12 protein-coding genes are annotated in these 12355 nt (G+C 72.8%); 4 read left to right on the top strand and 8 right to left on the bottom strand.

The window, feature by feature from the left end:
- Window positions 1-954, top strand: a 954-nt coding sequence (locus tag COGEMETH_RS04210; RefSeq protein WP_238181354.1) for a methyl-accepting chemotaxis protein, incomplete at its 5' end; no start/stop codon positions are given.
- 9 nt (window positions 955-963) lie between these two features.
- Here the strand turns inward: COGEMETH_RS04210 and COGEMETH_RS04205 are convergent.
- From COGEMETH_RS04205 to COGEMETH_RS04185, 5 genes are all read right to left on the bottom strand, one after another.
- Entirely contained in the window at window positions 964-2646 is a 1683-nt protein-coding gene (locus COGEMETH_RS04205; RefSeq protein WP_238181353.1) for a thiamine pyrophosphate-binding protein, read from the bottom strand.
- A gap of 18 nt (window positions 2647-2664) precedes the next feature.
- Entirely contained in the window at window positions 2665-4344 is a 1680-nt protein-coding gene (locus tag COGEMETH_RS04200; RefSeq protein WP_238181352.1) for an ABC transporter substrate-binding protein, read from the bottom strand.
- The gene (locus tag COGEMETH_RS04195; RefSeq protein ID WP_238181351.1) at window positions 4341-6611 is read right to left on the bottom strand and encodes a sensor histidine kinase; all 2271 of its coding nucleotides are present in this window, start codon (window positions 6609-6611) and stop codon (window positions 4341-4343) included. Before COGEMETH_RS04195 ends, COGEMETH_RS04200 begins: the two co-directional genes overlap by 4 nt.
- A 145-nt stretch (window positions 6612-6756) precedes the next feature.
- Window positions 6757-7017 carry a hypothetical protein gene (locus COGEMETH_RS04190; protein WP_238181350.1) on the bottom strand — a complete coding sequence of 87 codons (261 nt, stop codon included), beginning with the start codon at window positions 7015-7017 and terminating at the stop codon, window positions 6757-6759.
- Between the two features lie 34 nt (window positions 7018-7051).
- Window positions 7052-7345: a hypothetical protein gene (locus COGEMETH_RS04185; protein WP_238181349.1), complete on the bottom strand. Its 294-nt coding sequence runs from the start codon at window positions 7343-7345 to the stop codon at window positions 7052-7054.
- Between the two features lie 256 nt (window positions 7346-7601).
- Between COGEMETH_RS04185 and COGEMETH_RS04180 the strand changes: the two genes are divergently transcribed.
- Window positions 7602-8054, top strand: a complete 453-nt coding sequence (locus COGEMETH_RS04180) for a hypothetical protein (protein WP_238181348.1) — start codon at window positions 7602-7604, stop codon at window positions 8052-8054.
- A gap of 33 nt (window positions 8055-8087) precedes the next feature.
- Here the strand turns inward: COGEMETH_RS04180 and COGEMETH_RS04175 are convergent, their stop codons facing one another.
- Together COGEMETH_RS04175 and COGEMETH_RS04170 are read right to left on the bottom strand one after the other, a co-directional pair.
- Window positions 8088-8771 (bottom strand): uracil-DNA glycosylase, encoded by a 684-nt coding sequence (locus tag COGEMETH_RS04175; protein ID WP_238181347.1) that lies wholly within the window; start codon window positions 8769-8771, stop codon window positions 8088-8090.
- Window positions 8772-8803: 32 nt separating this feature from the next.
- Entirely contained in the window at window positions 8804-9757 is a 954-nt protein-coding gene (locus COGEMETH_RS04170) for a class I SAM-dependent methyltransferase (protein ID WP_238181346.1), read from the bottom strand.
- 158 nt (window positions 9758-9915) lie between these two features.
- Here COGEMETH_RS04170 and hemH point away from each other — a divergent pair, with 158 nt between their 5' ends.
- On the top strand, window positions 9916-11001 hold the full coding sequence (gene hemH / locus COGEMETH_RS04165; protein WP_238181345.1) for a ferrochelatase: 1086 nt from the start codon (window positions 9916-9918) through the stop codon (window positions 10999-11001).
- Window positions 11002-11207: 206 nt separating this feature from the next.
- Window positions 11208-11366: a hypothetical protein gene (locus COGEMETH_RS04160; protein WP_238181344.1), complete on the top strand. Its 159-nt coding sequence runs from the start codon at window positions 11208-11210 to the stop codon at window positions 11364-11366.
- A gap of 40 nt (window positions 11367-11406) precedes the next feature.
- Here the strand turns inward: COGEMETH_RS04160 and COGEMETH_RS04155 are convergent, their stop codons facing one another.
- Entirely contained in the window at window positions 11407-12312 is a 906-nt protein-coding gene (locus COGEMETH_RS04155) for a peptidylprolyl isomerase (protein ID WP_238181343.1), read from the bottom strand.
- Window positions 12313-12355 lie beyond the last annotated feature (43 nt).

Raw genomic sequence — 12355 nt, 5'->3', positions numbered from 1 at the left:
GGCGCGATCGCGGGCGCCGTCGTGGCCCTGCGCGAGGGCCTCAAGAGCCGTGCCCTGGAGGAACGCGCCCGCGATTCGGCGGCCCGCGAGGCGTCCGAGGCGGCGCGTCGCTCCGCGATGGAGCAGATCGCGGCCGGCTTCCAGGCGCGCATCGGCCCCCTCGTGGCCGGCGTCTCGACCGCGGCCGGGACGATGGAGAATGCGGCCCGCACCATGACCGGGCTCGCGGAGGCGACGAGCGACCGCTCCGTGGCCGTGGCCGGCTCCGCCCGGCAGACCTCGAGCAACGTCCAGACCATCGCCGCGGCGACCGAGGAGCTGACGGCGACCGCCCAGGAGATCGGCCAGCGGGTCAGCGAATCCTCGCAGATGACCGGCCGCGCGGTGGAGGATTCCCGCCGCAGCGACGCTGCCATGCGCAGCCTCTCGGCCGGCGCCCAGAAGATCGGCGACGTGGTGGCGATGATCTCGGCCATCGCCGGCCAGACCAACCTGCTGGCGTTGAACGCCACCATCGAGGCGGCGCGTGCGGGCGAGGCCGGCCGGGGCTTTGCCGTGGTCGCCGCCGAGGTGAAGGACCTCGCCGGGCAGACCGCCAAGGCGACCGACGAGATCACCGCCCAGATCGCCCAGATCCAGCAGGCCACCCGCGAGGCCGTGTCCGTGATCGAAGGCGTCGGCGGGGCATTGGGCGACATCCACGAGACCGCGACCTCGATCGCAGCCGCCGTGGAGGAGCAGCAGGTCGCGATGCAGGAGATCGCCCGCAACATCGCCGAGGCAGCCGAGGGCACGGACACCGTCACGGCCAGCATCGGCCAGGTCGACCAGGGCGCGGGTCGGACGGGCGAGGCCGCGACCGAGGTGCTCACCGCCGCCGTGGACCTGTCGCGGGGCTCCGACGACCTGCGCCGCGAGGTCGACGCCTTCCTGTCCGAGCTTCGGGCGGCCTGATGGTACGCGTCACCCCCCGGAGAGCGCCCGCTCGCGGATCTGCGTGAGGGTGCTGCCCGGCAGGATCGCGTCGGTGGCGACCTTTAGGTGGACGATGGCGGGCTGCCCGGAAGCACGGGCCGCCGCGAAGGCGTCGGGAAAGTCCTCGGTCCGCGTGACCGTGATGCCGAAGCCGCCGAAGGCGCGGGCATAGGCCGCAAAGTCCGGGTTGCGCAGGTCGGTGGCCGAGACCCGGCCCGGGAATTCCCGCTCCTGGTGCATCCGGATCGTGCCGTAGCTGGCGTTGTCGCAGACGATGCAGACCACCGGAAGGCCGTGCTGGACCAGCGTCGCGAATTCCTGGCCGGTCATCAGGAAGTCCCCGTCGCCTGCGATGCAGACCACCGGCCGGTCGGGGTGGAGCGTCTTCATCGCCACCGCCGCCGGAAGGCCGTAGCCCATCGAGCCCGAGGTCGGCGCGCAGTGGCTGCCCAGGCGCCGGAAGCGGTAGAAGCGCTGGACCCAGGCCGCGTAGTTGCCCGCCCCGTTGCACAGGATGGCCTCCGTGCCGAGGGTCTCGCGCAGGTGGACCATCACCGCGCCGAGGTTCACCCCGCCGGGCTGGGGCGTGGCCGCCTCGCTCCAGGCCAGGTACGCGGCATGGGCTTCCCGCGTCCGCCCGGACCACGGGATGCGCGCAGGTGCCGCGAGGCCGGCGAGTGCGGCCGCCATGCGGGACGGCGCGGCGTTGATGGCCAGGTGCGGCCGGTAGACCCGGCCGAGTTCGTCGGCCCCGGCATGGACGTGGACCAGGGTGAGGCCGGGCTCCGGGATGCCGAGCAGCGTGTAGCCCTGGCTCGGGACCTCGCCGAGCCGACCGCCGAGGGCGACCAGCAGGTCGGTGTCCCGCAGGCGGGCCAGGAGCTTCGGGTTGGCCCCGAGGCCGAGGTCCCCGGCATAGGCGGGGTGCAGGGGGTCGAACAGCGACAGGCGCCGGAAGCTCGTCGCCACCGGCAGGGCGAAGCGCTCGGCGAACACCCGGATGTCGGCGCAGGCGGCCTCCGTCCAGCGGCTGCCGCCCAACAGCAGCAGCGGCCGCTCGGCCTCCGCCAGAAGTGCCGCGATCTGTGCAATCTCTTCCGTACCCGGCGCGGCCTCGACGGGGCGGCAGGGCCCGGCCAGCGGGCCGGGACAGGCCTGCTTCAGCATATCCTCCGGCAGGGCCAGCACCACGGGGCCGGGCCGGCCGCTGGTGGCCGCATGGAAGGCGCGCGAGACGTATTCGGGCAGGCGGGCCGGATCGTCGATCTCGGCCGCCCACTTGGCCAGCGGCCCGAACATCGCCCGGTAATCCACCTCCTGGAACGCCTCCCGGTCGCGCTGGTCGCGGGCGACCTGGCCGACGAACAGGATCATCGGCGAGGAATCCTGGCGGGCGACGTGGATGCCGGCCGAGGCGTTGGTCGCACCGGGCCCGCGGGTGACGAAGCAGATGCCGGGCCTGCCCGTCGTCTTGCCCACGGCCTCCGCCATCATCGCCGCCCCGCCCTCCTGGCGGCAGGTCGTGACCGCGATGCCGGATTCGTAGAGGGCGTCGAGCACGGGCAGGAAGCTCTCGCCCGGCACCGTGAAGACGTGCCGCACGCCCTCGATCCGCAACTGCTCGACGAGGGCCTGCGCGGCGGTGCGGACGGGAGCGGATGTCTGTTCCATCCCGGGTCACCTAGCGGCTCAGTCGCCCAGGGCCACGCCCTCGAACAGGTGGCGGCCGAGGGGGTCCATGCGGAAGCCGACGACCCCGCGGCGGTGGGCCATGTGCACGATGGTGTGGGCGAGCGGCACCCAGGGGGCTTCGCGCCGGAAGATGGCCTGCGCCGTGTCGTAGAGGGCCTTGCGCCGGGGTATGTCGGCGGTGCGGCGGGCGGCCTGCACCGCGGCGTCGAACTCCGGGTCGCACCAGCGGGCCAGGTTGGCGCCGCCGGGGGCGGCCGCGCGGCAGCCGAGCAGCACGTTGAGGAAGTTGTCCGGGTCGCCGTTGTCGCCGGTCCAGCCGTAGAGCATCAGGGTGGGCACGCCGCCGTAGAGGGTGGTGCGGTACTCGGCCCAGGGGGCGGTGACGAGGCGGACGCGGATGCCGATGCGGGCGAGGTCGGCCCGGATCAGGTCGCCGACCCGGCGCCCGTCCGGGTTGTAGGGCCGGCTCACGGGCAGGTACCAGAGGTCGGTGTCGAACCCGGCGGCGTTGCCCGATTCCACCATCAGCCGCACGGCCTCGATCCGGTCGAAGGGCAGGTCCGGCAGTCCCGCATCGGCTGCCCACAGGGCGGGCGGGAGCGGGCCCCTGGCGACGAGCCCGGCCGCGCCGTAGGCGGCCTCGACGATGGTGCGCCGGTCGATGGCGAGGTTGATCGCGCGGCGCACCCGGACGTCGTCGAAAGGCGGCTTGCCGGTGTTGGCGGCCAGGTACGAGACGTTCAGCTCGGCCTCGCCGACGAGGACAAGGGCCGGGTCGGCCGCGATGGCCGGGACGTCGGCAGGCGCCGGGAACGCCATCACCTGGCACTCGCCGGCCCTGAGCTTGGCCAGCCGCACCGCCGGGTTCGGCGTCACCGAGAAGACGAGGCCGTCGATCCGCTCGGTGCCGGGCGCGGCCGGGCCGCCCGCGCGCCAGTAGTCCGGGAAGGCGCGGTAGCGCACCGCCACGTCGGCCCGGTAACCGGCGAAGGCGAAGGGGCCGGTCCCGACCGGCGCGGCGGCGAGCGCCTCCGCGTCCGGCAGCGTCCCGGCATATTCGGCCGACTGGATCGACGCGAAGGCCTGGGCGAGGTTGGCCAGGAAGGTCGCGTCGGGCTCGCGCAGGCGGAAGCGCACGGTGCGGGGATCGGGCGCCTCGATCGCCTCGATCAGGTCGGCGAGGCCGAGGTCGTGGAAGTAGCTGTAGCTGCCCCGGCCGTGGAACGGGTGGTCGGCCTTCCACTGCCGCAGGAACGAGAACAGCACGTCCTCGGCCGAGAGCGGCCGGCTGGGGCTGAAGCGCGCGTTGCCGTGGAAGCGCACGCCCTCCCGGAGGGTGAAGTCGTAGCTGCGCCCATCGGGCGAGATCGTCCACGATTCTGCCAGCGCCGGCCGGATTTCGGTGGAGCCGGGGGCGAACTCCACCAGCGTGTTGAACATCTGCCAGGCGACGTTCATCGCCGTGGTGGTGGTGGCGAGCGCCGGGTCGAGGGTTTCGGGATTGCCCTCCGAGCAGAACACCAGTGTTCTGGCCCGTGCGGAGAGCGGGGCGAGGAGGAGGCAGGCCGCGAGGATGGAACGGACGGCGACGAACGTGGCGCGCGCCCTCCCCCCTCTGCGGGGGCGTGCCTTGTCGGCACCGCCGCGCCGTGCCGCGCCGCCGAATCCCGCTCTCATCCCGCCGCCCCCACCATCGCCGCCTGCCGGGCCGGTTCGGCCGCGGCCGGGAACTCGATCCGCACCCGCGTCCCCTCCCCCGGCCGGCTCTCGATCGCGATCCGGCCGCCGAGCTTGGCCGTCACGAGGTTGTGCACGATGTGCATGCCGAGCCCGGTGCTGCCCCGCGCGCGGGCCGTGGTGAAGAACGGGTCGAAGATCCGCTCCAGGTTCTCCGGAAGGATGCCGCGGCCGTCGTCGGCGATCTCGATCCGCACGAGGCCGGCGCCTGCCTCGGCGACCGTCACCGCGATCCGCCCCGGCCGGCCCGCCTCGAAGCCGTGGATCACCGCGTTGGTGACGAGGTTCGTCACCACCTGGGCGAGCGCGCCGGGATTGGCGTGGACGCTGAGCGCGGCGCATTCGTAGCTCATGCGGTGGCCGCCCTGGCGCAGCAGCGGCGTCAGGCTCGCCAGCAACTCGTCCAGCCAGCCTGTCAGGGGAAAGCGCCGGCGCTCGTCGCTGACCCGGTCCACGGCCACCTGCTTGAAGCCGTGCACGAGGTCGGCCGCGCGGGCAAGGTTGGTGCAGAGCAGGGCCGCGCCCTCCTCGATCCGGTCGACGTAATGCCCGAGCCGCGAGCGCGAGAGCTGCCCCTCCGCGACGAGGCCGCGGAAGGCCCGCGTCTCGTCGCGCACCACCGTGGCCGTGGTCAGCGCCAGCCCGAGCGGCGTGTTGATCTCGTGCGCGACGCCGCCGACGAGCTGGCCCAGCGAGGCGAGCTTCTCGGCCCGGATCAGGTCGGTCTGGGCCTGGCGCAGGTCGAGCAGGGCCGCGTCCGCCTGGTCCTTGGCCCGGCGCAGGGCCTTCTCGCGCCGGCCGATCTCGGAGACGAAGAAGTCCGTCGCCCGCGCGATGTCGCCGAGCTCGTCCCGCCGGGTCAGCCCGCTGAGGCGCCCGCGGGCGGGGTCGGCGGCCAGCGCGACCATGTCCCCCTGGAGGTGGCGCAAGGGGCCGGTGATGGAGCGGGTGACGGCCAGGGCCACCAGGGAGCCGAGCAGCAGGCCGCCGGCGGCGCCCGCGAGCAGGATCTGGCGCAGGTTGGCGCCGAAGCGCTCGGCCTCGCCGATGAAGGCGTCGTTGAGCCCCTGGGTGCCGGCGCTCATGGCGGAGGCCAGCCCGTCCATCTCGGTGACCATCTCCCCCTGGCGCCTGAGGCCGTCGATCGTCGTGGTCAGGCGCTTGCGCCAGCCGTCCACCGCATCGATCATCTCCGACTGGATCAGGGGCGAGATCGGCAGCGCCGCGGTCCTGGCGGAGAGGCGCTCGCCCTCCGTCAGCATGAGCGCGGCCGTGGCCGAATCGCGCCGGGCCAGGGCCGCGTCCGTGCGCTGCCCGAGGCGCAGGGTGGTGACGGCGATGTTCTGCGTCGCCTGCTCGGTCTCGTTGGCCTCCACGGCGTAGGTGATGAGCTGCGCCACCTCCTCGTGCAGGGTGCGCTGCCCGGAGGCGTCGACCTTGAGGATGCGCTCCGTCCAGGCGGCGAGGTCCTTCGCCGCGGCCTCTCCCGTCCCTTCCGCCGCGGCGAGCGCATCGAGTTCGGCGGCCTCCGGCCCACGCCCCTGCGCACGCAGTTCGTCGCCGAGGTCGCGCACCGCCTTCCGCAGCTGGGAGGCCAGGGAGAAGCGCGCGTTCCGGTTCTCGGGCGCGGCCCGGTCCAGGGCCGCCTCCGCCGCCAGGCTGCGCACCGCGTTCGTCCCGGCCAGGACGACGCGGACCGCGGCGAGGCGCTCGACCTTCTCGCTGAGCGAGCGCACGAGGTCGGCGTTCGAGGCCTGCTGGCGCAGGCGCGCCCGGTCGGCGAGTTCCACGAGGGTGCCGGCGCGGGTGCCCATCTCCGCGATCAGCCCGTCCGTCTCGCGGGTGGTGCGGATCAGCGCCTGCATCCGGGCGACGTAGCGCTTGAGGGCGGCGTCCGCGGAGGCGATGCGGGCGTTCTGCTCGACGGTACGGGCATAGGCGTCGAGCCCGGCAAGTCCCCGCCCGGCCTCGGCCGTCAGCGCCAGGAAGCGCTCGGCATGGGCGCCCCTGTCGGCCATGCGGGCGGAGACGTATTCGTCGCGCACGAGGCGGGCCAGCGCCAGCACCCGGTCGACCTGCGCCGCCAGCACGGCGCCGCCGCGGGCGCGCTCCTCCTGCGCCAGCAGCAGCCAGCCCGCCAGCGCGATGGCCGCCGCCAGGACGATCGGAACGCCGCCGACGAGATAGATCTTTCGGCCGACCCGCATGAAGGTCCCGTCCCGCGAGGCGGTCAGGATAGGTCGTTCCGCATCCTGAGCAAGCACGCATCCGGGCGCGGGGCCGGCCTATCCTTCCGGGCCGGCACGATCGACAGTGCAGGCCGTCCGCGCGCGCCGATCCCGCCGGATCGGATCAGGAGGTCGCCAAGGTTTCGCTGGCGCGCTTCCGTCGCAGGCGCTCGGCAGCCCCGGCGCCCCGGCTCACCGGGCGGGCACGCGGGTCTACGGTCGCGGCCCGGACCGGCGCGGGCCGGGCGTCCGTCCGCACGGGAAACCGATCCGCGAGGCTCGGCACCGTGAACGAACCGCCGGCCTCCCTGCCGTGCAGGACGGTGCGCAGGCGCTCCAGGGCCTCGGGGTCGTTGGCGAGGGCATCGTGCGAGAAATGGGACATGACGCGGGTCCTCCGCTCCTGCCGGAGCTCGAGCTCAGCGGGCGGCCGTGCGGCCGGGTGCGGGTTTGGCGAGCGGCCGGGCCGCGGCCTGCGGAACGGCCGGGGCCGTCTCGGTCAACGCGATCACGCGCACGGGGCGGCCCGCGCATCCGGCCGCATTGTAGGGCCACCCGGCGGTGACGCAGGCGGCGGCCGCGACCGGCGCAGGCGCCTCGACCTGGAGACCTTGCGAGGCGGCGGCCTTGCCGGCACCGGCCGGCAGGAGCGTGCCGACGAGGCCGGCGGTGACGAGCGCGCTCGCGGCGGCGAGATTGACGAACAGCGACATGACATCCTCCCGGCCGCGTTGGGCCGTTCCCGATGTCCGGTCTAGGGACTGTGCGTGTGCTGCGTATTGCGTGGGTGAGCCTGCGATCCTTGGATCACAGGCCCAATGTTGCGTCGGCCCGCCCGCGACGAAATAGAACGGGGAAACCGGGACCGGATCGTGGACGCGGCCCTGGCGCGGCGTGCGGATCGGGCTATCTCGGCTGTGTCCAAGCGGATCTTGAGAATCCGCGGCAGGACCCGAGGAACGATCGAAGATGCGCGCCCACATCGTCACCGCCCTCGCCGTCGCCGCGGGGCTTGCCGGCCTGCCGGCTCAGGCGCAGATCCGCAACGCACCCGCGCCGCGGGCCCTGGAATTCGCCGCCTACATCTTTGCTGCCAGCAACGTCTGCGGCTACCGCATCGGCGTCGAACAGTTCGACGCGCTGCTGGCCAAGCAGAACACGCGCTCCGAGGACGTGGGCCCGCGCGGCCCCTTCGGCGGCCGGGTGCAGACGATGTTCGCCCTGATGTCGAACCAGATGGCGCTGAACCGCGAGAAGTCCTGCCTCGCGGTCGCAGGCGAGTACGGCCCGGACGGCAACGTCGCCAAGAACGTGCTGCTGCCCGCCGCGATGGACGCCCCGGCAGGGGACAAGCCGCCGGCCGAAGCGCCCAAGCCGTCCGATGCTCCGGCATCGACCGAGGCCCCGAAGCCCGCGCAATAGGATCGGCGTCGTCCGACGACCGCTATTCCCGGCTCAACCGAGTTCCCAGGCGATCGGCGCACGCCCGTGCGCCGCCAGCCAGTCGTTCGCCCGCGCGAAGGGCCGCGAGCCGGGAAAGTCCCGCGCGCGGTTGAGGGGCGATGGGTGCCCGCTCTCGATGATGCCGTGGCGCCCGGTATCGATCAGGGCGGCGCGCGCCCGGGCCTGCGCCCCCCAGAGCAGGAACACGGCCGGCTCCTCCCGGGCGGAGACGGCCGCGACGGCCTCGTCGGTCAGCGCCGCCCAGCCGTAGCGCAGGTGCGCCCCGGCCTGTCCCGCCTCGACGGTGAGGGCGCTGTTGAGGAGCAGCACGCCCTGGCGCGCCCACGGCGTCAGGTCGCCGCTGGCCGGCCTGTCCGGCCCCACCTCGGCCAGGATCACCTTGAGGGAGGCCGGCAGGCGCCGGGGGCCGACATAGGAGAAGGCCAGCCCGTTGGCGTCCCCCGGCGTCGGATAGGGGTCCTGCCCGAGGATCACGACTTGGACCGCGGGCAGCGGCGTCAGGGCGAGGGCGTTGAACACGTCGCCCGGCGCCGGCAGCACCTGCATTCCTTGCGCGATCCGGGCGTCGACCCGCTCCGCCACCGCATCGGCGCCGCCGCCGGCGAAGAACGGCAGCCCGAGCCAGGGGGAGCCGGAGGCGCGAAAGCGCGCGAGCGCCGCGGTGACGGTGCTCACCCGATCGTTCCGATGCGCCGGCTCGCTTGAAGTCACTTGGAGACGAAGGTGTCGCGCACGGCCTTGGCGTTGCGGCGGACCATGGGCCAGATCCAGGCACCGGAGGCGAGGTAGGCGCCGGCCGGCATCGGCTTCAGCTCCTCGGACAGGCGCTGCGCCAAGCCCGGCGCGGCGATCCGGCCCACGGGCGCGTCCGTCTTGCGGTAGACCACCGTGGTGTCCTCGCGCCAGTAGGCGGTGTCCGGCACCATCCCGGCCCGGCGGGCGGTGAGATCCAGGGTGTCGCGCACGAAGCCGTGGACGTGGGCGAAGTGGAAGCGCTCGTGGGGCGGCTTGCCGGTGGCGGCCATGTTGGGCACCGCGGCGTAGAGCACCCCGTCCGGCTTCAGCCAGCGCGCGAGCCGCTCCATCACGTCGGCCGGGTCGCGCAGGTGCTCCAGCACGTGGTGCGTGCTGATCACGTCGAAATGGCCGGCCGGGAAGCGCCCGTCCTCGGCATCGTCCAGCACCTCGACGCCGTGCTGCTTGCGGGCGTAGGCGGCATAGTCCCGCCCCGGCTCGACGCCGATGGCCTCGCAGCCGCGTGCGCGCGCGGCCGCCAGGAACTCCCCGGAGCCGCAGCCGAAATCCAGCACGCGGGCGCCCGGCACGAGCTTGGGCGCGAGCAGGCCTGCGCGGAAGGTCGCCTCGCGGGCGGAGCGGTTGAGGTGGGCGCGGGGCGGCCCGCCGGCGAAGGCGAGCTGGTAGTCGGCCCGGTAGGCGGTGGCGTAATACTCGGCGAGTTCGGCCGGCGTCGGCATCGGGTCGGTGCGGATCAGTCCGCATTCGGCGCAGGCGATGGAGCGCAGGGTCTTCAGCCGCCGGTCCGTCTCCGCCACCGTGACGCTCTCGTGCGAGCCGCACAGATTGCAGGCCGAGGGCGCCCCCGTGTAGGGGTAGCCGGTGAACGGCACGAAGTGCCGGAGGAAGTAGCGGGGAGACGGCATGTCGCGGGTCCGGCTTTCGGCTTCGCTGGCAGGCTTCGTGCTCTAGATAGTTCCGGCACGGCGGACAACCGCGGCTGCCCCCGTGCGCCGGTCCGCGGCGCCCAGCGGGTCTTTTCGCGGACAGGACAGGAAGCGGCCGCTACGGCCGGACTCTATTGATGAACGAACGCGTCGAACCCGCCTCGCTCGCAGGCCAGCAGGCCCTGGAGCCGCAGCGTCCCGTTGCCGCCGGCAGCCTGCCGGGCGACCACCCGGCCGTGCGCTGGGGCCGGGTCGGCGTGCTCTTGATGAACCTCGGAACCCCCGAGGGCACCAGCTACTGGCCGATGCGGCGCTACCTCAAGGAGTTCCTCTCCGACCGCCGGGTGATCGAGGTGCCGCGCCTGATCTGGTGGCCCCTCCTCAACCTCGTCATCCTGACCAAGCGCCCCGGTCCCAAGGGGAAGGACTACGCCAGCGTCTGGAACAAAGAGCGCGACGAGGGCCCCCTCAAGACCATCACCCGCGGCCAGTCCGAGCGGCTGCAGGCGGCCATGGGCGACACGGTCGTGGTCGACTGGGCGATGCGCTACGGCAAGCCGGAAGTGTCCCTGCGCATCCAGGCGCTTCTCGACCAGGGCTGCGACCGCATCCTGCTGGTGCCCCTCTACCCACAATACGCGGCCGCTACCTCGGCCACCGCCTGCGACCAGGCCTTCAAGGCGCTGATGCAGATGCGCTGGCAGCCGAGCGTGCGGGTCTCGCCGCCCTACCACGACGACCCCGTCTACATCCGGGCCATGGCCGATTCGATCCGGGAGGGGCTGGCCAAGCTCGATTTCGAGCCGGAGGTGATCCTCACCTCGTTCCACGGGGTGCCCAAGAGCTACCTGCTCAAGGGCGACCCCTACCATTGCCAGTGCGTGAAGACCGGCCGCCTGATCCGCGAGGAACTGGGGTTTTCGCCGGAGCGGATGCGCACGACCTTCCAGTCCCGCTTCGGCAACGAGGAATGGCTCAAGCCCTACACCGACGAGACCGTGATGGCGCTGGCCAAGTCCGGCGTGAAGCGTATGGCGATCGTGGCGCCGGGCTTCACCGCCGACTGCCTGGAGACCCTGGAGGAACTCGACGGGGAGAACCGCCACTACTTCGAGGAGAACGGCGGCGAGCGCTTCGCCTACATCCCCTGCCTCAACGATTCCGACCTCGGCATGCGCGTGATCGAACACGTGGTGCGCCGCGAGTTGCAGGGCTGGGTGTGAGACGGTGTCCGCTCGATCGAAGCGGTCACGGTCTCACCAAGCCCGCGCGGCGCTTGAGCGAAGACGAAATCCGCATCGCGAAGCGATCGATCGGATTTCGCATGAGATTCGTTTCCTCAAGCACCGAAACCCGCTTGCCGAGCCGGCCCCGCGGGTTATCTTGCAGGAGGCGTAGCTTGGCGCGACGGCCTTTCACGAGGGATCACATGGCGTTCTTCATCGGGATCGCGTGTCCGTGGCTCGTCGTCGCCGTGCTGGACATCATGGCGTCCGGACGCCGCGACAGCGAACTCGCGGCCCTCGGCATCACGCCCGCCGCCAGGCCCGAGACGTCCTCCTACCTGACGCCCCAGCTTCCGTACTGAGCCGATCGGGCGCCGCAGGCGCGGCGCCCTTTCCCACGCCTCAGGGCTTCTTCGGCTCGTCGGGGGCCGGGGCGGCGACCGGCTTGCCGGCCGCGTCGAAGCGTTCGACCTTGGCCTCGCCGCGCAGCTTCAGGATCAGGTCCTGCTGCGCCTTGCGGATCAGGTGCTGGTCGATCTGCTCCTTCAGTTCCTCGAAGGTCGGCGTCGGCTTGGTGCGCTTCTCCTCCAGCTTGATCACGTGCCAGCCGAACTGGGTCTTGATCGGGTCCGAGACCTGGCCCGGCTGCATCTTGAAGGCCGCGTCGGCGAATTCCTTGACCATCCGCTCCTTGGAGAACCAGCCGAGGTCGCCGCCCTCCGCCTTGGAGCCGGGGTCCTTCGATGTCTCGGCCGCGACCTTGGCGAAGTCCTCGCCGCCCTTGATCCGCCCGGCGATCTTCTTGGCCTCGGCCTCGTTGTCCACCAGGATGTGCCGGGCGTGGGCCTCCTCCTCCGGCTTCATGATCTTGGCGGTCTGCTCGTAGACCTCGCGGGCGGCCTCCGGGGTGGCGGCCTTCTTGGCCTCGCGCTCCAGATATTCGTCCAGCAGGAGCTTGTCGCGGAAGTAGGCGAGCTTGCGCTTGAAGTCCGGCGTGTCGGCGACCTTGGCGGCCTCGGCCGCCTGGGCCCCGACCTTGAGGTCGACCATGTAATCGACGAGCAGCGCCTTCTTCTGCGCCTCGTCCACGCCGGGGAGCGACAGGGCCGGGTCCTCGCTCGCCACCGCGAGGTCGCCGGCCGTGACCGGGCTCCCGTTCACCGTCGCCACCACCGCGTCCGGCGAGACCGGCGCGGCGGGCGCCACCGCGGGTGCCGCCGGTGTCGGCGTCTGCGCCGCCGCGAGGCTCGGCACGGCCAGCGCCAGCGCGAGGGCGCTCACGCGCCAGAGGGGGAGGGTCTTCGGCATGGCTGGGAGTTCCTCGGGCAGGGTCTTGTTCGCGGGCCGGGCG

Source organism: Methylobacterium trifolii, from assembly GCF_022179685.1.
Classification (GTDB): Bacteria; Pseudomonadota; Alphaproteobacteria; order Rhizobiales; family Beijerinckiaceae; genus Methylobacterium; species Methylobacterium trifolii.
Note: the sequence above shows the minus strand (reverse complement) of the source record. Positions and strands in the feature narration are given on the sequence as shown.

Coding starts and splice junctions, on each gene's coding strand:
- COGEMETH_RS04205 (WP_238181353.1), bottom strand. CDS start 2,646: ATGGAACAGACATCCGCTCCCGTCCGCACCGCCGCGCAGGCCCTCGTC.
- COGEMETH_RS04200 (WP_238181352.1), bottom strand. CDS start 4,344: ATGAGAGCGGGATTCGGCGGCGCGGCACGGCGCGGCGGTGCCGACAAG.
- COGEMETH_RS04195 (WP_238181351.1), bottom strand. CDS start 6,611: ATGCGGGTCGGCCGAAAGATCTATCTCGTCGGCGGCGTTCCGATCGTC.
- COGEMETH_RS04190 (WP_238181350.1), bottom strand. CDS start 7,017: ATGTCCCATTTCTCGCACGATGCCCTCGCCAACGACCCCGAGGCCCTG.
- COGEMETH_RS04185 (WP_238181349.1), bottom strand. CDS start 7,345: ATGTCGCTGTTCGTCAATCTCGCCGCCGCGAGCGCGCTCGTCACCGCC.
- COGEMETH_RS04180 (WP_238181348.1), top strand. CDS start 7,602: ATGCGCGCCCACATCGTCACCGCCCTCGCCGTCGCCGCGGGGCTTGCC.
- COGEMETH_RS04170 (WP_238181346.1), bottom strand. CDS start 9,757: ATGCCGTCTCCCCGCTACTTCCTCCGGCACTTCGTGCCGTTCACCGGC.
- hemH (WP_238181345.1), top strand. CDS start 9,916: ATGAACGAACGCGTCGAACCCGCCTCGCTCGCAGGCCAGCAGGCCCTG.
- COGEMETH_RS04160 (WP_238181344.1), top strand. CDS start 11,208: ATGGCGTTCTTCATCGGGATCGCGTGTCCGTGGCTCGTCGTCGCCGTG.
- COGEMETH_RS04155 (WP_238181343.1), bottom strand. CDS start 12,312: ATGCCGAAGACCCTCCCCCTCTGGCGCGTGAGCGCCCTCGCGCTGGCG.